The following is a 17,952-nucleotide window of genomic DNA, read 5'->3' as shown; positions in this document are numbered from 1 at the left end:
CCGAAACCGCCAGGCGCTCGCTGCGTGGCGCGCCCACCCGTTAGGGTGATTCGCAAACTGTGTTTCATGGGCGGACAGGCATTTCCCCCCGGCCCTGTGCTGCCATGGCGAACCAGCATGACGGAGGCCATTTATGGGGTTGTTCGGCAAGCGCAAGAAGCGGGTCAGCCGCCGAGCCGAGGCGAAAGCCCTCAAGCACAAGGCCGGCATGGAGGCCAAGCTCGGCGCGCGCAACGAGCGCAAGCGCCATCGTGTCGAGGCGCGTACACAGAAGCAGGTCGCCAAGGCCGAGATCTCGAAGCTGCAGGCCGAGGAGAAGGCGGCCAACAAGGTCGCCGCCCGCGCCGAACGGGATCCGTTCAGCGCGGCCACGGTGCGCAAGTACCTGGGTGTGGCCCGAGTGCTGCTGCCGGTGCTGGCTCCGCTGGCCTACCGGGGTGCGACCTTCGTGCGCGGGCAGCTCGACACCCGCCGCGCGGCGCAACTGGGTGTCGGACTCGATCAGCTCGGCGACTTCGCCGGTCCCGGTGCGAAATTGCAGGCGCGCATCGCGAGCGTGGAGTCCACGCTGTCGCAGATCGAGGCCAAGGGCACCGATACCGAGACCAAGCAGTTCGTCGCCGCCGGTCGCGACCGGCTCGACAGCCTGTCCGCGGCCGTCCGCACCGCGGCCCAGATGCCGGTGCAGCGTCGCCGCGCCGTGCACGCCTCCATCTCCAACGAGCTCTCCGGCCTGGAAGCCGACGTGCTCGCCCGTCTCGGCGTGAACTGAACAAACCCATGAGCTCGGTGCGCGGAGGATTGGCAGGGGTCGCTACGGCGGCGCTCGCGGTCGCCGCGCACGGGTTCGCGGGCGGCGGCTATCCCGGCTCCTCGGGGCTGATGCTGCTGGTGCTGGTCACCGCCGCGCTCGGCGCGCTGGCCGCGGCCGTCCGGCCGCGGGCCGCATTGCCGCTCCTCATGGTGGCCGGGCAGCCCGCCTGTCACATCGCCCTGAGCGGGCTGGTGGCGCACGGGCATGCCGCGCACGCAATGGAATTCACCGACCACGGCCCGATGCTGGCCGCGCACGCGGTCGCCGGGCTGGGCTGTGCACTCCTGATCCTGGTCGCCGAGCGGCTCTACACACTGATCTCACGCGCGGTCGCGGTGGTGCTCACCCGGCCGCGCGGACTCCCGGTCGCGGCGGCGCGAATGCGTCGCCCGTGGTCGGTCCCGACCCCGAAAACCCTTCTCGCAGCGGGCGCGTCCGGACCTCGCGCGCCCCCGGTTGCGGCGTAACCCCTCGCCCTAACTCCCCGTAACCCTTGTCAGAGAAGGCAAATCTTTCATGCACACCTCTCTTTCGCGTGCTCTCGTCACCACCGTGGCCGGGTCCGGCCTGCTGCTCTTCGGCGCGGGCATCGCCTCCGCGCACGTCGTGGTCGACGCCCCCGGCGCCAGCCAGGGCGGCTACACCGTCGCCACCTTCCGGGTGCCCGACGAGTCCGACACCGCCTCCACCACCAAGGTTTCCGTCGCACTGCCGAACCTGGCCAGCGCCCGGACCGAACCGATCGCCGGCTGGACCTCCACCGTCGACAAGAACGCCAAGGGCGAGATCACCGCGGTCACCTGGGCCGCCAACCCCGGCAACCCGGGCGTGGCTCCCGGCCAGTTCCAACGCTTCTCGGTCTCGGTCGGCCCGCTGCCCAAGCAGGACAAAGTCAGCTTCAACGCCACCCAGACCTACAGCGACGGCAAGGTCGTCGAGTGGAACCAGCCGATGAACGCCGACGGCAGCGAGCCCGACCACCCGGCCCCCAGCCTCACCCTCGCCAAGGGCAACGGCGGGGATGACGACGCCCCCGCCACCGCGGCCGACGCCGACAAGAGCGACAAGGGCGACACCACCGCCCGCTGGCTCGGCGGCGTCGGCCTGGCACTGGGCGCGCTCGGCGCGGCCCTCGGACTCGGCAGTGTCATCCGAGGACGTCGGTCGTGACCCGGAAACTGCTGGCGGGGCTGGTGACCGGACTGCTGGTCACCGGCTTCGCGCTGCTCGGCGGGGGCGTCGCGAACGCGCACTCCTCCCCCGTCGGCTCCACCCCGGACAACGGCGCGCAGATCGACACCTCGCCCGCGAGCGTGAGCATCACCTTCAATGAGAACCTGCAGCCCGCCTACCCGTCCATGACGGTCACCGGGCCGGACGGCAACCTGTGGTCCAAGGGACAGCCGAAGGTGGAGGGTCCGGTCATCAGCATCGAGGTCGGTGAGCTGGGCCCGGTCGGCCAGTACACCATCGCCTACCGGGTGACCTCCGCCGACGGGCATCCCGTCAGCGGTAAGCGCACCTTCACACTCACCAAGGCGGGCAACGGAACTCCGGGCCCGAAGGCCGACGCCAACGCCAAGTCCGGCGGCGGTTCCGACGGCGGCGTGCCGCTGTGGGTGTTCATCGTGGGCGCGGCGGTGCTGTTCGGTGGTGGACTCGCGTTCGCCCTGTTCGGCGGACGGGGTAAGCAGCGCAAGTGAATCGGCCCGACCGCACCGAACCCCGACCGGGTCCCGGGATGACCGGCAGCAAATCACCGAAATGGCTGTTGCTGCTGCTCATTCCCGTGGCCTGGGACGGTGCGGCGCTGGCCTGGGTGCTGGCCGCGGGCGACCCGGTACAGGCCGAGGCACCCGTCCGGGTGATGGCCGACTGCGCCGGGGCGGCCGTACTCGGACTGGCCGCACTGCCGCGGCTCTCGGACCGGCTGTCCCCGCGCTGGCGGCTGCTCACCGTCCTCGCGGCGGTGTGGGCCGCAATGGAATTCGCCATGCTGGTGCTGGAAGCCGCCGAGGTACAGGGCATTCCGGCGGGACAGCTGGGCGCGGCCCAGTTCGGTGACTTCCTGACGCACGTGAGCGGCGGGCAGATCGGGATCGCGCTGCTCATCGGGTGCGGCTCGATCGCGATCTACAGCGCCTTCGGATTCCGCAATCCGGACCGGGTCACCACGGATCTGGTGCTGGTGTTCGCGGCCGTCACGCTGGCACTGCGGCCGATCACCGGGCATATGTCGCAGCAGACCCTCGGATCGGTGCTGGCGGCGCTGCACGCGCTGGCCGCCTGCGCCTGGTTCGGAACCCTGCTGGCCTTGGCGCTGACCGTGCGCACCCGGGGCGAATGGGCGGTGCTGCTGCCGCGGTTCTCGAATTGGGCGCTGCCGCTGGTGATCACGGTCGCGGTGACCGGCGTGATCAACGGGCTGGTCCGGCTCGGCGGGGTGACGCCGCTGGTCAGCACCGGGTACGGGCGGATCCTGCTGGCGAAGACGATGCTGGTCGTCGTGCTGCTGGCGCTGGGTTGGTGGTGGCGGCGCACCTGGGTGCCCAAGGCCGCCGATCACCGCATCCCGGCGGACGGGTCGCTGCGGCGCGCGATCGTGGAGGTGCTGGTGATGGCGCTGGTCTTCGGGTTGGCCGGAACCCTGGCCGTCACCGCGTGAATGGAGCGGATCACACTATCTGCAGGTCAAACTGGATCACGTTACAGTTGCGCGCATGACCGAAGTCAAGATCGTCGCAGATTGCGCCGCCTCGGCCGAATCGGCCTTCGCCTATGTCAACGATTACCGGCACCTGCCGAAATTCATCAATGAGATCAGCGCGTTCACGCCGCTGACCGAACAGATCGAGGGTGTCGACGCCACCTTCGACGGCACCATTCAGCTCGGCCCGATCGCGCTGCACTCCACCATCAAAATCGTGCGGCACGAACCCGGCTACGCCATCGCCGTGAAGTCCATCAAGGGCTTCGAAATCGAATCCACCTTCCTCTTCCACGACAAGGGCGAGGAAAACTGCACCATCGACGCCATCGTCGACTACCGGGTGCCGGGCGGCATCGCGGGCAAGATCCTCGGCAAGACCATCGAGCCGTTCGTGAAGCTCGCCGTGAAGAGCTCGACCAACAACCTGGTCACCCAGGTCTCCGCCTTCCACACCACCCGCACCAGCGCCTGACGATCCGGGGTCGTCAACGCAGCCGGCCCCGTGTGTCTCCCGTCTCCATTCGAACTCCCTTGCACGCCAGAGGAATAGTCTCGAAACCAGAGATATTCGGCTTCGGGTTCGATGGAGAACCAGATGGAACCTCACTGGTCCGCAGGGTATTACCTCACGAGTGACGCCGATCGCGAACGCGCGATCGAGGCACTGAAACAGAATTTTCAGGCCGGGCGGCTCACCGTCGAAGAACTGTCGGAACGAATAGGCCGGGCGCTGGGCGCACGGACCTTCGCCGAACTCGATGTGGTGATGACCGGATTACCTTGGCAGCGGGCCACTCTGCCCGTATATCCGAACCTGCCACCGTATTCGCCCACCTTCTACACGCCCGCTGTCCCGCAGTCCAAGGGCATGGGAATTACCGCGTTCGTGCTCGGGATCCTCGGATTCCTCTGCGGTCTCACCGCGGTTCCGGCGGTGATCCTCGGGCTGGTGGCGCTCACCGACGGTGAACGCCGCGAGGATCGGGGCTTCGCCATCGCCGGGCTGGGAGCCGGGCTGATGTGGATGGCGGTGTACGCCTGGGTGTTCCTGCGCTGAGCCGCTGCGGTTTACGACACCGCCCGCTCGAAGGCGCGCAGATCGGCCTCGGTCTGACGGAACAACCAGTAGTCGCCGAGGAAGCCGAGCACACCGGCCACGCACAGGCCGTAGATCGGGATCAGCACCAGCGAAACCTCCTGCGCGTCCAGGAAAACCAGGCTGGTGATCACCCCGATCAACGGAATCGCCACGGCCACCGCGAGATACCGCGTGCAGCGGCGGCTCAGGGCGCGCAGCGCGTCGCGATCCTCGGCCGTCTCACCATGCGTGAGCAGCCGCGGATAGAAGCAGCGGACCACGAAGAAGGTGACCACGAAGAACGGGTAGGCGACCGAGATAGCGCCCGAAACCAGCAGCGTCGCTATCAGATTCACGATGTGACCGGGCGGCAGGCCGGTGTAGACCACCAGCGCGATGGCCGCCAGCGCCGCCGCCAGCACCCACCAGGCGAAGGCCAGCAGCGCTACCCGGTCACCGTCGATCAGGGTGTCGCGGCGAGCCCGCGACAGCGTCACCGGATCGTAGACGCGGCCCCGTCGCAGCCCCCGCCACACGATGAAGGCGCGGCGGCACAGATAGTTGGTGACCGCGATGGCCACCGGAGTCATGGTCAGCACGAGCGCATTACCGACCACCTGCAGCCGGGCACGTTCCTCCGGCGCGAACCACAGCGCCCACAGGCCGTGGTTGTGCAGGTTGACGTAGGCCATGCCGAGCAGGTCGCCGAGCACGCTCGCCACCGTGATCAAGGCGAGCAGCGACCACGGGCCGACCCGGGCTCGCCAGCTGTGCTCGGGCGGATCGACCAGGTCCCGGGCCCGCTGATCCAGGCACAGTTCCAGTTGCTGGGCCAGCGCCGCACCGGTGGGCCAGCGGTTGTCCCGGTCGGGGGCAAGGCATTTCAGCAGCACCCGGCGCAGGGTGGGCGGGCAGTCGGGCGGCAGCTCGTCGAGATGGCGCGGGTCGATCTCGTGGCGGCGCAGGCGCAGCATGCGTTCCAGTGAGGATTCCGAATCGCCCGCCAGACTCTCGTCGTCGAAGGGTCGGCGGCCGGTGAGCAGTTCCCACAGCACCACGCCGAGCGCGTAGATATCGCTGCGCCCGTCGAGATCCTCGGCGGTCTGCGGCAATTGGGGATGGCAGGCCGCCAGCTGCTCGGGCGACATGTAGGCCAGCGAGCCGCCGAAGTAGGCGAGCGGACTGGTGCCCGCAACGTGCAGGCTGAAACTGATATTGAAATCCGCCAGTTTCGGGCTGCCGTCGGCGGTGAGCAGCACATTGGCGGGCTTGAGATCCCGGTGCAGCACACCGTTTTCCGATGCGTAGTCCAGGGCGCGGGCGAGCCTCGCGCCCAGCCACGCCACCGTTTCCGGCCAGCTGCGCTCCGGCATCGCGGCGCGTGTGGGCGACTCCCCCGGCACCAGGCCGCCCTTGTCGCGCATGGCCGAATCCACCGCTTCCAGCAGCAGTCCGCCGTCGCGCTCCCCCGGCTCGCGGGACCGCACCAGCGCCAGCACCTTCGACAGCGTGCCGCCCGGAAGATATTGCATGTACAGCAGTTTCAGTTCCCGCTCGGCCAGCAGCCGCTGGTCGAAGACGCGCACGATGTGCTCGTGGTCGAGCTGGGCCAGGGTCTCGGATTCGGTGCCGTGATTCTGCGAGATCTTCACCGCCACCAGCCGCTGCATGGACCGCTGCCGGGCCAGGAACACCCGGGCGAAGGCGCCCGCGCCCAGTTCCACCAGCAGATCGAAATCGTCCACCCGGTCGCCTACCTCGATGCCCTCCAGCGCGTGCTGGGCCTGCGGGCGGGCGATGAGGGTGCTGCGGTAGTCGCGTTCGGCCCATTCGGTGCCGGCGGCCTCGGTCGGAAAACAGCTCACATCGAGGGCGAAGCCGGAGCGGCGCAGCGCGTGGAACTCCTCGTAGGCCAGATCGGGCGGCAGTGGCCCGGACCGCAATTCGTCGAATTCGGTGCGATAGTCGACCAGCCGTTTCGGGAAGTCGTAGCGGATCCAGCGGTATTCCAGATCCACCTTGATCAGCTCGATGAGCGCCAGCCGGCGCAACTGCGGTGCGCGCGGCAGGAATTCGGCCAGCGGCGGCGGCGCGCCGGTCGCCTCCCATGCGGCCGTGAAGCGCGCGAGTGCGGAGGCCAGCAGCGAGCGGGTCTCGTCCACGGCACCCGAGTCGATCGCCGGTTCCACCTTCATGTTCCCCTCCCGATCCGAACTCATCGGGTGAGGCCAGTATGCGCCCGCAAATCCGACTGCTCGGTTGATTGGTTCTTGTGGATAGATCGCTGAGCAAGCGCGGAGCGCATCGCGCGGCCCGCCGCGGGCGCATCGCGGGGCCCGCTCGCGGCCACTACAGTCGCGGTATGAGTGAGCAGTTTCCGGAACGGATCTGGGGTTCCCGCACCACCTTGCTGTCCCGCTTGGCGAGCCGATTCGCCGCCACCAAACCCGGCTCGCTGGTCGTCCGGAAACTGACCCCGCTCGACCGCAAGATCCTCGAACGCACCGACGGCAAATACACCGTGCTCGGCCCGATCGGCGCGCCCGTCATCCTGCTCACCACCGTCGGCCGCAAATCCGGGCAGCCGCGCACCACCCCGCTGCTCTACGTCCACGACGGGGACACGCTCTACGTGGTCGGCTCGAACTTCGGCCAGGCCCACCACCCCGCCTGGACCGGGAACCTGCTCGCCACCCCGGCCGCCGAGGTCGCCATTGCGGGACAACACATTCCGGTCACCGCGAGCCTGATCGACGACGAGGACCGCAAGCAGGCGATCTACGAGCGCTTCGAGGAGACCACCGAGGCGTACACGGCCTATCGCAATCGCACCGCCCGCGACTTGCGCATTTTCGCCCTGACAAGATAGTTCCCGTGACCGAATCAGCCAAAGCCATCGCGACTGCCGACCTAGCCGACGAGATCGGCCCCGGGATCCGCAGTTGCGACACCCAGTTCATTCAGTTCGGCGGGCACGAGGTCTTCGCGGGCCGCATCGTGACCATCAAGACCTTCCAGGACAACCTGCTGGTCAAGCAGACCCTCGGGGAGCCCGGTGACGGCCGCGTGCTGGTCGTCGACGGCGGCGCGAGCGTGCACACGGCGCTGGTCGGCGACATCATCGCCGGTCGTGGCGTGGACAACGGCTGGGCCGGGGTCATCGTCAACGGCGCGGTCCGCGACTCGGCCATCCTGCGCACGCTGCCCATCGGGCTCAAGGCGCTGGGCACCAACCCGCGCAAGAGCACCCAGAAGGAAGGCAACGCGGAGAAGGACGTGCCGGTCGAGTTCGGTGGCGTCACCTTCGTACCCGGCGAAATGGTCTACAGCGACCATGACGGTGTCGTGGTCCGCAGCGAGGACTGAGCGAACTCTCGGGAAGCTCTCAGCGGCTGAGGGTGATCACACCCCAGAATGGGAAGCCGTGTGCCCTCAGCCGCTGACGACCCGGACCTTGTGCCCGGCCAATGCCACCACATCCCCGGCGTGTAGCTGCCGCCCCCGGCGCAGCTCGACCTCGTCGTTGACACGTACCAGGCCCTCGGCGATAACCGTCTTGGCTTCCGCACCGGAATCAATAAGGTTCGCCAGCTTCAGGAACTGGCCGAGTCGAATGACATCGTCCTGGATCGGGACATCGAGTGGATCCGACATGGGGTACATCCTCACCCGCGGCCGCCCCGACACCAAACGCCACCCCCACCACCGGCCGCCACAAGCGACCTACGAGACACGAACCGGGTTCTGAGTGCACATGGGCAACGCCAACATTCACACTGGTGCGGTGACTTCCACGCAGGACCGGCCGACCCACGACTCCGACAAGAGAACGGAGCCGCGGTCTCCGGAGGTGCCGCACCGCGGACACGGCCGATTGCGCGAGCTGCCGCACCTCGCGGGCACCGCGCTGGGCGTCTTCTCCGTCCTGTGTTTCACGTGGAGCATCTCCCCGGGCCTACGGTTCCTGACCTCGCACCTACGGCACTTCATCGACAACTACTACTTCGACGCCCCCGACACCTCCCTGGTGTGGGCGCTCGTCGTGGGCCTGCTCGCGGGCGCTACCGCCAGCCGCAAGCGCATCGCCTGGTGGCTGCTGACCGGCTACATGGCCGCCTACGCACTCGCCAACGCACTCGAATTCGCGGACGCGGGCGACATCAACGCCTTGGTGGCGTTGATCATTCATCTCGCTGTCATCGGCGTCCTGATCGCGGCCTGGTCCGAGTTCTATACGCACGTGCAGAGCGGCGCGGTCTGGCGGGCGCTCGGCGTCCTGCTCAGCGGACTCGCCCTGGGCAGCCTGGCCGGGTGGGGACTGGTCGAACTGTTCCCCGGCAGCCTGCCCGACGACCACCCCGAACGCGTGCTGTGGGCGGCGACCCGGGTCACCGGCGCGATCCTGGTGCCCAACGAAGACTTCGACGGGCACCCGCCGCACCCGGTCAACCTGCTGCTCGGCCTGTTCGGCGCGATCGCGCTGCTGGCCGCGGTGATCACCCTGTTCCGGTCGCAGCGCTCCTCCAACGCACTCACCGGGCTCGACGAATCCGCTATCCGCGGACTGCTGGAACGCTCCGATGTCGAGGACTCGCTCGGCTACTTCGCCACCCGCCGCGACAAGGCCGTCGTCTTCGCCCCCAACGGCAAGGCCGCGCTCACCTACCGCGTGGAACTCGGCGTGTGCCTGGCCTCGGGCGACCCCATCGGGCAGAAGGAATCCTGGTCACACGCCATCGACGCCTGGCTGCGGCTGGCCGACCAATACGGTTGGGCCCCGGCCGTGATGGGCGCGAGCGAGCTCGGCGCGACCGCCTACCGCCGCGCCGGACTCTCGGCGCTGCGCCTCGGTGACGAGGCCATCCTCGAGACCCGCAACTTCTCCCTCGCGGGCGCGGACATGAAACAGGTCCGCCAGGCCGCGAACCGGCTCAGCAAGCAGGGCATCACCGTGCGGGTGCGCCGGCACAAGGAGGTCTCCCCCGAGGAGATGCAGGACGTCATGCGCCGCGCCGACTCGTGGCGCGACAGCGAGACCGAACGCGGCTTCTCGATGGCCCTGGACCGGCTCGGCGACCCGCTCGACGGCGACTGCCTGCTGGTCGAGGCCGTCGCCTCGAACGGCCAGGTGCTCGGCATGCTGTCGCTGGTGCCGTGGGGCCGCACCGGCGTCTCGCTCGACCTCATGCGTCGCGACCGCACCGGCCCCAACGGGCTCATGGAACTCATGATCTCCAAGCTGGCGCTCAACTCCGAGCAGTACGGCATCACCCGAATCTCGTTGAACTTCGCGGTCTTCCGCGCGGTCTTCGAAGAGGGCGGCCGGATCGGCGCGGGCCCGGTACTGCGACTGTGGCGCGGCGTGCTCATGTTCTTCTCGCGCTGGTACCAGCTCGAGGCGCTCTACCGCTCCAACGTGAAGTACCAGCCCGAATGGGTACCGCGGTTCTCGCTGTTCGAGGAACGCCGCCACCTGGTGCGGGTCGCCACCGCCAGCGCCCTGGCCGAAGGCTTCCTGCCGCGCATCGGCCGCGACCGCGACGCCTCCACCCACACCGGTCTGCGACCGTCGGTGCCGCCCACCATGACCGGGCTGCACGCCGACGGCAGCACCCCCGACCTGCCGCCCGAGGAACTCGAGGAAACCGGCACGCGCCGCCCCGAACAGGTGCGGGTGCGCATGGACAAGCTCGAGAAACTGCAGGAATCCGGCGTCGAGGCCTACCCGGTCGCCTACCCGCCCACCCACACCGTCGCCGCCGCCCGCGCCTGCCCGCAGGGCACCACGGTCCGGGTCTGCGGACGGCTCTTGCGGATTCGCGACTACGGCGGCGTCATCTTCGCCGTGCTGCGCGACTGGTCCGGCGACATCCAGCTGCTCATCGACCGCGGCCGCGTCGGCGCCGACCGCAGCGAGGACTTCACCGCCTACTTCGACCTCGGCGACCTCATCGAGGTGAGCGGCCAGGTCGGCCGCAGCCGCCGCGGCGAACTGTCCCTGCTCGCGCAGGACTGGCGGATGATCGGCAAATGCCTGCACCCGCTGCCGGACAAGTGGAAGGGCCTCTCCGACCCGGAAGCGCGGGTGCGGCAGCGCTACGTCGACATGGCAATCAACACCGACATCCGCGAGGTGATGACCAAACGCAGCGCGGTGGTGCGGTCCCTGCGGGACACATTGCACGGCTGGGGCTTCATGGAAGTCGAGACCCCCGTGCTGCAGCAGGTGCACGGCGGCGCCAACGCCACCCCGTTCACCACCCACATCAACGCCTACGACCTCGACCTGTACCTACGCATCGCCCCCGAGCTGTACCTCAAGAAACTGTGCGTGGGCGGCATGGAGAAGGTGTTCGAACTCGGCCGCGTCTTCCGCAACGAGGGCGTCGACTACAGCCACAACCCCGAGTTCACCATCCTGGAAGCCTATGAGGCGCACAGCGATTACGAACGGATGATGCACGCCTGCCGCCAACTCATCCAGGAGGCGGCGCTCGCCGCCAACGGCAAGATGGTGGCGCTGCGGCCCGGACCCGACGGCGCCCTCGTCGAGCACGACATCTCCGGCGACTGGCCGGTCAAGACCGTGCACGGGGCCGTATCGGATGCGATCGGCGAGACCATCAGCCCCGAAACCGACGCGGAACGCCTGCGGCTGCTCTGCGAGAAGGCGGGCGTGCCCTTCCAATTGGGCTGGGACGAAGGCCAACTCGTGCTCGAGATGTACGAGCACCTGGTCGAATCCGCCACCCAGGAACCCACCTTCTACATCGACTTCCCCACCTCCGTCTCCCCGCTCACCCGCGCCCACCGGCACATCGCGGGCGTCACCGAACGCTGGGACCTGGTCGCCTGGGGCGTCGAATTGGGCACCGCCTACAGCGAATTGACCGATCCGGTCGAGCAGCGCCGCCGCCTCACCGAACAGTCCATGCTGGCCGCGGGCGGCGACCCCGAGGCGATGGAACTCGACGAGGACTTCCTGCAGGCCCTCGAACACGCCATGCCGCCCACCGGCGGCCTCGGCGTCGGCGTGGACCGGGTGGTCATGCTGCTGATCGGCCGCAGCATCCGCGAAACCCTGCCCTTCCCCCTGGTGAAACCGCGCAACCAGGGACAACCCTGATTCCCTCGGCCGGATTCCGGACCTAGTCTGGGATTCGGCCCGGGGCGGGCCGACGGCCATCTCGATCGGGGTTCCCATGCACTACCTAGACCTCATGACCCAGACGACGCTGCTGGACCACCACGTGTGGACCCACCCGGACACCTGGAACGCCGCACTCGAGAACACCGCGGCCCGATACAGCAGCAGGCGACGCGGCATGGGCTTCTGGGGCTTCGCCGCGGTCTGCTGTGTGCTCGTCGTGGCGCTCGTGCTCGGCATCGTCTACCTGATGACCAAACGCCGGCGGTGATCGGCGCTACCCCGCCGACGAACTGAGGGCGGGGTCCTGCACAGTGGTGGCATGCAGTTGATCCTCGTCCGCCACGCCCAGCCGCAACGTGTCCTGGCTCAGGCCGGTCCGGCCGACCCGGATCTCACCGCGACCGGACTCGAACAGGCCGACCGGGTTCCGTCCGCGCTGGCCCACCACCGGATCGCCCGGGTGGTCAGCAGCCCACAGTTGCGCGCCCGCGAAACCGCGCGGCCCACCGCCGAAAAGCTCGGTCTCGACATCGACGTTCTCGACGGCCTCGCCGAATACGATCGCGAATTGCCGATGTACATCCCCATCGAGGACGCACAACAGGAATTCCGGGAAACCTACGAGCGCATCAAGTCCGGATACCTGCCCGAGCAGATCGACGGCGACGCCTTCATCGGCCGCGTACGCGACGCCATCGACAGTGTGGTCGCGGCCGCCGATCCGAGCGATACCGTCGTCGTCTTCGCGCACGGCGGCGTGATCAATGTGCTGCTGCAGGACGTGCTGGGCCTGGCCCGCCCGCTCACCTTCCCGATCGACTACTGCTCGATCACCCGAATCCTGTACTCGCGCACCGGCAATCGCACCGCGGCCACCATCAACGAGAACGGGCACGTCTGGGATCTGTTGCCGCGCATGCAGCGTCCGCGGGACTAGACGCTCAGCCGACTCCCAGCCTCATCGCACAGCCCTCCAAGGGCGGACGCCTTGTATTGGAACTCGTGAGCCGCTCCCCCTTCGCGGCACACGATCCCGACAGAAAGGCTCCACGATGTCCGCCATCAAGACGCCCCGCCGTCGCTTCGCCCTGCGCCTGGCAGCGGCCGGTGCCCTGGCCGCCATCCCGCTCGCCGTGATCGCGCTCCCCGCGAACGCCGCGACCCCCGACGACTCCAGCACCCCCGTGGTCGCCCAGCAGATCGACGACCACGACTGGGATCACCACCACCGCCACGATCACGACCACGACGGCTGGAACGGCGGCAACGGCTGGAACGGCAACGGCTGGAACAACAATGGCGGCGGCGACAACGGCTGGGACAACAACACCCCGGCCCCCGCGCCGTGGCTGCCGTCCACCGGCTCGTTCGGGAGCTGACCCCGGCAGCACGCACCTCGACGACTCAGGGACACGAAAAGGCCGCCCCCACACCGTGGGAGCGGCCTTTTCGATACGGGTTGCCCGAATCGCTACGCGTTGGTGGCGATCCAGTTGTGCATCCAGGTGATGGCGGTCTGGCCGCCGCCGACCGAGTAGCTGCCGTAGCTGGTGTGGGTACCGCTGCGGTAGAACTGCTCGAGCTGATGCGCGTACTCGCTGTCGGGGCCGTCGGCCAGCTGCGCCTGCAGCGTCGGCAGACCACCCTGGGCGATCAGGTCGTTGAGGATCGACCCGAGCTGCAGCTGGGTCTGCCAGGGGTTGAAGTTGTTCGGGTTGCTCGCCTGCGCGAGGAAACCGGCGAAGCGGGTCAGGAAGTCGGTCTGCTCGGTGGAGCAGTACAGATCGCCGATGGCGCACACGGTGCGCACCTTGTCGCTGATCCAGCCGAAGCCGCCCACGCGCGCACCGCCCGCACCCGCACCGGGGGCGATCGGGCCGACCTGGGCGTCGCTGGGGGCCCGGCTCGGATCGGAGATCAGCGCGACGGCCGCGATGCGGTCCGGCGGCACCACACCGTGGCCCGAACCGATCTCGGCGGCGAGATCGCCGGCCGCGTCGGCGCCCTGGCTGTAGCCGGTGATGGCGATCTTGGTACCCGGGCAACGCGCGCCCATGTCCTGGACCAGCCCACGGGCATTGTCGACGGCTTCCTTCTTGGAAGCGGCGTAGACGTCGCCCTCCCACGGGAAGGCGGTGGCCGCGTAGGTGACGTAGTCGACCTCACCCGGCAAACCATTGGTTACACCGGCCAGCATGCCGGGCTTGGGGTCCTTGTCGTGACCGGTTTCCCAGGTGCCCGGAACGGCCACCGTGTAGAAGCTCGGGCACGCCGCCCCGGGGTCGGCCGTAACAGGTCCACTGCCCAGCACGATTCCCGACATGAGCACGCTCGCCGCTGCTCCTGCAGCGGCGACAACATTCTTCAACCGCATACTGCTCCAGTTCACGCTTGTGCCGGGACAACTGAAACGTCCCGATTCCCGATCATGGTGCGGTCGCCGGATGACAATCCGGTGCACTCCGGGTTAACCCGAGTAACCACCCCGCAAGACCCGGCCGAAACAGACCGCGTGACGAGATCAACGACACACCGCCGCCTAGCATAAAGGGGGCTATTCAGCGATGCCAGGCGAGTCGGGGAACACGTCCGTTTTCCGGCACAGATATACGTCACACTCCCTGCAGTGCCGCCTCGAGCATGGGCCACGACCGATGCAGCGCGTCCTCCCAATACCGCCACGAGTGCGTGCCACCCGCCCGGAATTCGATCTGGGCCGGGATACCCAGCTCCCCCAGCCGATCGGCGAGCCGATGGGTGCAGCCGTTGGTGGCGGCCTCGATGATGCCGCCGAGCAGCAGCTGATTGGCCAGCGTCACCGGACGGCCGGCGATCGAGGGCGAATCGAGTGTGTCCAGGTCACCCGGCAGGCCGGTCGAGCTCGAGATGAACAGCGCCTTGCCGCGCAGCCCCTCGGCATTGAGCACCGCGTCGTGCTGCTGCCAGGCAGGGTCGTCGGGCGCACCCCACATATTGCTCATATCCGCATTACCGCGATCCAGCACCAGCTTGATGTATTGGCGGCTGGTCTGATCGGCGGCGGTGGCACAGCCGCTGTAGGACGCGACGGCGCGATACAGATCGGGCGCCTGAATGGCCAAATCCAGGGCGGAACTCGCGGACATCGAAACACCCGCGATGGCATTCACTCCGGAGGTGTGCAATGCGGAATCGATGATCGGGGGCAGTTCCTGGGTGAGAAAGGTCTGCCATTTCACGCGACCGAGTGCGGGGTCGTCACGCTCCCAGTCGGTGTAATAGGAGAATTTGCCGCCGACCGGCGACACCACATTCACATTCTTATCGGCGAAGAATTGCACGATATCGGTCTGGTGATACCAGGTGGCCGCGTCCTCGCCGCCGCCCGCGCCATTGAGCAGATAGAGGGTGGGCCGTGGCGCGCTGTTGTCGAAGGGAGTGATCACCTGCAGGGTGATCACCCGGTCCATCGCGGCCGAATAGACCGCGATCTCCTCCTGCCGCTGCCCGGGCCGATCGATGGAGACGAGATGCGCACCGGCGGAATCGGCAGTGGCCGTGCCGATCCCGCCGGGCAGCAACGACAGCGCCAGCGCGCAGGCGACACCGCGGATCGAGGCGAGCAGCGGTGTTTTCCTGGTGGTCATCGGCGGATCCTCATCGATATCGTCGGCCCGGGCCGGGGCGTGTTCTACGGCTGCGCGATCAGCTGCCGAGGGCCTTTCCGATCGCGTTGGCGATGATGTCGCTGATCGAGCCGGTCGAGCTGAGCTGCCCGTCGGCGGAGCCGAGTCCGTTGTTGCCGAGGCTGCCCAGCAGGTCCTCGCCCACGGTGTTGGCGCGCGCGGTGAAGCATGCGGTCAGGTTCGGCAGCTCGTTGCTGACGCCGACCGTGCCCGCGACGCCGATGCCGCCGCTGGTGACCTGTTGTCCGGCCGAGAGATTCGCGGGGACGGCGTACTTGACGGTGTAGGTCACCGGGTTGCCGGAGTTCACGAACCAGCCGGTGTTGGTGACCTTCCAGCCGCCCGCGTTCGGCTCGGGGGTGACGCTGGCGGTCTGCTCGCCGAGCCCGAGGTGGTAGGCGGTGATGGACGCGCTGATCGGCGCGCCGAAGCCGGCCGGCGGGTAATCGGTGATGGTGTTGACGTACGGGTTACCGATACCGGTGGTGCCGATGACGATCGTGTAGGTCGCCGTGGTGCCCGTGCCGATCGAGCCGGAGTTGACCGTCTTGTCGTACGTCATGGTGATACCGACCGTGCTGATGTCGTTCTTCGTGGCGTGCGAGGTGACCGAACAGGTCGAATCCGCTGACGCGACTCCGGTTTCCACGGTGGTGACACTCAGACCCGCGGATACCAGTGCGGCGGCACTCACGATCGCGGCCGCGCGGCGATTACGCAACATAACTCTCCTCCAAGTGTCCCGGCAGGTTTGCGGGACCTTTACTGAACTACCGAGCGCTGCGGACGACTCGGAGGTTGGGGCTCCACACGGGGACTAAGTAAACAGGTGTAACTGGTCCCCTGTCCAGGGTTTCGATAAATCCGCTACAGCAACTGACTAGCACACATTTCACACGTGCGGAGAGTTTTCCGGGAAACGAAAAGGGCGCTCCCGGACCGAAGTCCGGGAGCGCCCTTTTCGTAGTTATTCAGCTCAGCGCTGGGCAACCATCGTGGGGGTGATCGGCGACGGCAACGCCGTCTCCCCCTCCAGGTAGCGGTCCACCGCGGCGGCCGCGGCGCGACCCTCGGCGATAGCCCACACGATCAGCGACTGACCGCGGCCCATATCGCCAGCCACGAAGACGCCGGGCACCGTGGTGGCCCAGTCCTTGTCGCGCATGACATTGCCGCGCTGGTCGTAGCCCACGCCCAGACCCTCGAGCAGACCGTTCTTCTGCGGTCCCACGAAGCCCATGGCCAGCAGCACCAGATCGGCCTCGAGGGTGAAGTCGGTGCCCTCGACCTTCTCGAAGCGGCCGTTGACCATCGTCACCTCGTGCGCCTGCAGCCCGGTGACCTTGCCGTCCGCACCGACGAAACGCTCGGTGTTGACGGAGAACACGCGCTCGCCGCCCTCCTCGTGAGCCGAGGAGACGCGGTACAGCAGCGGGTAGGTCGGCCACGGCGTCGAGGTGGCGCGCTCCTCCGGCGGACGCGGCATGATCTCGAACTGGTGGATCGACTCCGCGCCCTGGCGGTGCGAGGTGCCGAGGCAGTCCGCGCCGGTGTCACCGCCACCGATGATGACGACCTTCTTGCCGCGCGCGTTGATGCGCGGCAGGCCGTCCTCGTCGGTGATCTGGTCGCCCAGCTGCACGCGGTTGGCCAGCGGCAAAAACTCCATGGCCTGGTGGATGCCGTCCAGGTCGCGACCCGGGATCGGCAGGTCACGCGCGATGGTCGCGCCACCGGCGAGGACGACCGCGTCGAACTGCTCGCGCAGCTGCTCGGCGGTGATGTCGACGCCCACGTTCACGCCGGCCTTGAAGATGGTGCCTTCGCCTTCCATCTGCGCCAGGCGGCGGTCGATGAAACGCTTCTCCATCTTGAATTCCGGGATGCCGTAGCGCATCAGGCCGCCGATGCGGTCGTCGCGCTCGAACACGGTCACGGTGTGGCCCGCCCGGGTGAGCTGCTGGGCAGCCGCCAAGCCCGCGGGACCCGAGCCGACGACCGCGATCCGCTTGCCGGTCAGGCGGGTCGGGTAGATCGGGGTGACCCAGCCCTCATCGAAGCCGTTCTCGATGATCTCGACCTCGACCTGCTTGATGGTCACCGCGTCCTGGTTGATGCCCAGGACACAGGACGCCTCACACGGGGCCGGGCACAGGCGGCCGGTGAACTCCGGGAAGTTGTTGGTCGCGTGCAGGCGGTCGAAGCCTTCCTTCCACGCGCCCCGGTACACCAGGTCGTTCCACTCGGGAATCAGGTTCCCGAGCGGGCAGCCGTTGTGGCAGAACGGGATACCGCAGTCCATGCAGCGGCTGGCCTGCTTCTGCAGGGTCTCGTGGGAGAACTTCTCCTCGTAGACCTCTTTCCAGTCCAGCAGCCGCAGCGGAACCGGACGGCGCTTGGGCAGTTCCCGGCTGGTGTGCTTCAGGAAGCCTTGTGCGTCACCCATTTACGAACTCCTGACTACAGCGCTGCGCGCACGAAAAAACAGAGGTGCAGCGTCGCACCGAAAAGGTGAGGTCAGCCACGAGCCGCCTT

At 68.0% G+C, this 17,952-nt stretch carries 19 protein-coding genes; 13 read left to right on the top strand and 6 right to left on the bottom strand.

Annotation, left to right across the window (positions count from 1 at the left end; all coding sequences use genetic code 11):
• The first annotated feature begins 133 nt into the window (after window positions 1–133).
• From ACFXHA_RS21420 to ACFXHA_RS21390, 7 genes are all read left to right on the top strand, one after another.
• Window positions 134–772: a DUF6474 family protein gene (locus ACFXHA_RS21420; protein WP_379359276.1), complete on the top strand. Its 639-nt coding sequence runs from the start codon at window positions 134–136 to the stop codon at window positions 770–772.
• A gap of 8 nt (window positions 773–780) precedes the next feature.
• Window positions 781–1,281 (top strand): hypothetical protein, encoded by a 501-nt coding sequence (locus tag ACFXHA_RS21415; RefSeq protein ID WP_379359274.1) that lies wholly within the window; start codon window positions 781–783, stop codon window positions 1,279–1,281.
• A gap of 49 nt (window positions 1,282–1,330) precedes the next feature.
• On the top strand, window positions 1,331–1,984 hold the full coding sequence (locus tag ACFXHA_RS21410; protein ID WP_379359272.1) for a YcnI family protein: 654 nt from the start codon (window positions 1,331–1,333) through the stop codon (window positions 1,982–1,984).
• A complete protein-coding gene (locus ACFXHA_RS21405; protein WP_379359270.1) occupies window positions 1,981–2,517 on the top strand; it encodes a copper resistance protein CopC in 537 nt (178 codons plus the stop codon). Before ACFXHA_RS21410 ends, ACFXHA_RS21405 begins: the two co-directional genes overlap by 4 nt.
• A 38-nt stretch (window positions 2,518–2,555) precedes the next feature.
• The gene (locus ACFXHA_RS21400; RefSeq protein WP_379359268.1) at window positions 2,556–3,479 is read left to right on the top strand and encodes a copper resistance D family protein; all 924 of its coding nucleotides are present in this window, start codon (window positions 2,556–2,558) and stop codon (window positions 3,477–3,479) included.
• Window positions 3,480–3,534: 55 nt separating this feature from the next.
• Window positions 3,535–3,996, top strand: coding sequence for an SRPBCC family protein (locus tag ACFXHA_RS21395; RefSeq protein ID WP_379359266.1), 462 nt, complete (start codon window positions 3,535–3,537; stop codon window positions 3,994–3,996).
• Window positions 3,997–4,119: 123 nt separating this feature from the next.
• Complete coding sequence (locus ACFXHA_RS21390) at window positions 4,120–4,581, top strand: DUF1707 and DUF4190 domain-containing protein (protein WP_379359264.1); 462 nt, start codon at window positions 4,120–4,122, stop codon at window positions 4,579–4,581.
• Between the two features lie 11 nt (window positions 4,582–4,592).
• Here the strand turns inward: ACFXHA_RS21390 and ACFXHA_RS21385 are convergent, their stop codons facing one another.
• Entirely contained in the window at window positions 4,593–6,797 is a 2,205-nt protein-coding gene (locus ACFXHA_RS21385; RefSeq protein ID WP_379359262.1) for a serine/threonine-protein kinase, read from the bottom strand.
• A gap of 167 nt (window positions 6,798–6,964) precedes the next feature.
• Between ACFXHA_RS21385 and ACFXHA_RS21380 the strand changes: the two genes are divergently transcribed.
• Both ACFXHA_RS21380 and rraA read left to right on the top strand, forming a co-directional pair.
• The gene (locus ACFXHA_RS21380) at window positions 6,965–7,471 is read left to right on the top strand and encodes a nitroreductase/quinone reductase family protein (RefSeq protein ID WP_379359260.1); all 507 of its coding nucleotides are present in this window, start codon (window positions 6,965–6,967) and stop codon (window positions 7,469–7,471) included.
• 5 nt (window positions 7,472–7,476) lie between these two features.
• Window positions 7,477–7,968, top strand: a complete 492-nt coding sequence (gene rraA, locus ACFXHA_RS21375; RefSeq protein WP_379359258.1) for a ribonuclease E activity regulator RraA — start codon at window positions 7,477–7,479, stop codon at window positions 7,966–7,968.
• 66 nt (window positions 7,969–8,034) lie between these two features.
• Here the strand turns inward: rraA and ACFXHA_RS21370 are convergent, their stop codons facing one another.
• Window positions 8,035–8,256, bottom strand: a complete 222-nt coding sequence (locus tag ACFXHA_RS21370; protein ID WP_379359256.1) for an RNA-binding S4 domain-containing protein — start codon at window positions 8,254–8,256, stop codon at window positions 8,035–8,037.
• Window positions 8,257–8,356: 100 nt separating this feature from the next.
• Between ACFXHA_RS21370 and lysX the strand changes: the two genes are divergently transcribed.
• The 4 genes from lysX to ACFXHA_RS21350 all read left to right on the top strand — a co-directional run bounded on the left by lysX (window position 8,357) and on the right by ACFXHA_RS21350 (window position 13,131).
• On the top strand, window positions 8,357–11,728 hold the full coding sequence (gene lysX, locus ACFXHA_RS21365) for a bifunctional lysylphosphatidylglycerol synthetase/lysine--tRNA ligase LysX (protein ID WP_379359254.1): 3,372 nt from the start codon (window positions 8,357–8,359) through the stop codon (window positions 11,726–11,728).
• Window positions 11,729–11,822: 94 nt separating this feature from the next.
• A complete protein-coding gene (locus tag ACFXHA_RS21360) occupies window positions 11,823–12,020 on the top strand; it encodes a hypothetical protein (protein WP_379359252.1) in 198 nt (65 codons plus the stop codon).
• Window positions 12,021–12,071: 51 nt separating this feature from the next.
• Window positions 12,072–12,689, top strand: coding sequence for a histidine phosphatase family protein (locus tag ACFXHA_RS21355; RefSeq protein ID WP_379359250.1), 618 nt, complete (start codon window positions 12,072–12,074; stop codon window positions 12,687–12,689).
• Window positions 12,690–12,804: 115 nt separating this feature from the next.
• Window positions 12,805–13,131 carry a hypothetical protein gene (locus ACFXHA_RS21350; protein WP_379359248.1) on the top strand — a complete coding sequence of 109 codons (327 nt, stop codon included), beginning with the start codon at window positions 12,805–12,807 and terminating at the stop codon, window positions 13,129–13,131.
• 92 nt (window positions 13,132–13,223) lie between these two features.
• Here the strand turns inward: ACFXHA_RS21350 and ACFXHA_RS21345 are convergent, their stop codons facing one another.
• The 4 genes from ACFXHA_RS21345 to ACFXHA_RS21330 all read right to left on the bottom strand — a co-directional run bounded on the left by ACFXHA_RS21345 (window position 13,224) and on the right by ACFXHA_RS21330 (window position 17,863).
• The gene (locus ACFXHA_RS21345) at window positions 13,224–14,075 is read right to left on the bottom strand and encodes a cutinase family protein (RefSeq protein WP_379359636.1); all 852 of its coding nucleotides are present in this window, start codon (window positions 14,073–14,075) and stop codon (window positions 13,224–13,226) included.
• A gap of 289 nt (window positions 14,076–14,364) precedes the next feature.
• On the bottom strand, window positions 14,365–15,378 hold the full coding sequence (locus ACFXHA_RS21340) for an alpha/beta hydrolase (RefSeq protein ID WP_379359246.1): 1,014 nt from the start codon (window positions 15,376–15,378) through the stop codon (window positions 14,365–14,367).
• 58 nt (window positions 15,379–15,436) lie between these two features.
• Window positions 15,437–16,141 carry a hypothetical protein gene (locus ACFXHA_RS21335; protein ID WP_379359244.1) on the bottom strand — a complete coding sequence of 235 codons (705 nt, stop codon included), beginning with the start codon at window positions 16,139–16,141 and terminating at the stop codon, window positions 15,437–15,439.
• A gap of 252 nt (window positions 16,142–16,393) precedes the next feature.
• Window positions 16,394–17,863 (bottom strand): glutamate synthase subunit beta, encoded by a 1,470-nt coding sequence (locus tag ACFXHA_RS21330; RefSeq protein WP_379359242.1) that lies wholly within the window; start codon window positions 17,861–17,863, stop codon window positions 16,394–16,396.
• Between the last annotated feature and the right edge of the window lie 89 nt (window positions 17,864–17,952).

This window comes from Nocardia sp. NPDC059240 (assembly GCF_042753865.1).
Lineage (GTDB): Bacteria > Actinomycetota > Actinomycetes > Mycobacteriales > Mycobacteriaceae > Nocardia.
The sequence above is the reverse complement of the archived record's forward strand: the minus strand, read 5'-3'. Positions and strand labels throughout refer to the sequence as shown.

Excerpts from the sequence above, each read along its gene's own strand:
- ACFXHA_RS21355 (WP_379359250.1), top strand. The coding sequence starts at position 12,072 with ATGCAGTTGATCCTCGTCCGCCACGCCCAGCCGCAACGTGTCCTGGCT.
- ACFXHA_RS21340 (WP_379359246.1), bottom strand. The coding sequence starts at position 15,378 with ATGACCACCAGGAAAACACCGCTGCTCGCCTCGATCCGCGGTGTCGCC.
- ACFXHA_RS21400 (WP_379359268.1), top strand. The coding sequence starts at position 2,556 with ATGACCGGCAGCAAATCACCGAAATGGCTGTTGCTGCTGCTCATTCCC.
- lysX (WP_379359254.1), top strand. The coding sequence starts at position 8,357 with ATGGGCAACGCCAACATTCACACTGGTGCGGTGACTTCCACGCAGGAC.
- ACFXHA_RS21395 (WP_379359266.1), top strand. The coding sequence starts at position 3,535 with ATGACCGAAGTCAAGATCGTCGCAGATTGCGCCGCCTCGGCCGAATCG.
- ACFXHA_RS21330 (WP_379359242.1), bottom strand. The coding sequence starts at position 17,863 with ATGGGTGACGCACAAGGCTTCCTGAAGCACACCAGCCGGGAACTGCCC.
- ACFXHA_RS21360 (WP_379359252.1), top strand. The coding sequence starts at position 11,823 with ATGACCCAGACGACGCTGCTGGACCACCACGTGTGGACCCACCCGGAC.
- ACFXHA_RS21335 (WP_379359244.1), bottom strand. The coding sequence starts at position 16,141 with ATGTTGCGTAATCGCCGCGCGGCCGCGATCGTGAGTGCCGCCGCACTG.
- ACFXHA_RS21420 (WP_379359276.1), top strand. The coding sequence starts at position 134 with ATGGGGTTGTTCGGCAAGCGCAAGAAGCGGGTCAGCCGCCGAGCCGAG.
- ACFXHA_RS21415 (WP_379359274.1), top strand. The coding sequence starts at position 781 with ATGAGCTCGGTGCGCGGAGGATTGGCAGGGGTCGCTACGGCGGCGCTC.
- ACFXHA_RS21380 (WP_379359260.1), top strand. The coding sequence starts at position 6,965 with ATGAGTGAGCAGTTTCCGGAACGGATCTGGGGTTCCCGCACCACCTTG.
- ACFXHA_RS21370 (WP_379359256.1), bottom strand. The coding sequence starts at position 8,256 with ATGTCGGATCCACTCGATGTCCCGATCCAGGACGATGTCATTCGACTC.
- ACFXHA_RS21385 (WP_379359262.1), bottom strand. The coding sequence starts at position 6,797 with ATGAAGGTGGAACCGGCGATCGACTCGGGTGCCGTGGACGAGACCCGC.
- ACFXHA_RS21350 (WP_379359248.1), top strand. The coding sequence starts at position 12,805 with ATGTCCGCCATCAAGACGCCCCGCCGTCGCTTCGCCCTGCGCCTGGCA.
- ACFXHA_RS21390 (WP_379359264.1), top strand. The coding sequence starts at position 4,120 with ATGGAACCTCACTGGTCCGCAGGGTATTACCTCACGAGTGACGCCGAT.
- ACFXHA_RS21345 (WP_379359636.1), bottom strand. The coding sequence starts at position 14,075 with ATGTCGGGAATCGTGCTGGGCAGTGGACCTGTTACGGCCGACCCCGGG.
- ACFXHA_RS21410 (WP_379359272.1), top strand. The coding sequence starts at position 1,331 with ATGCACACCTCTCTTTCGCGTGCTCTCGTCACCACCGTGGCCGGGTCC.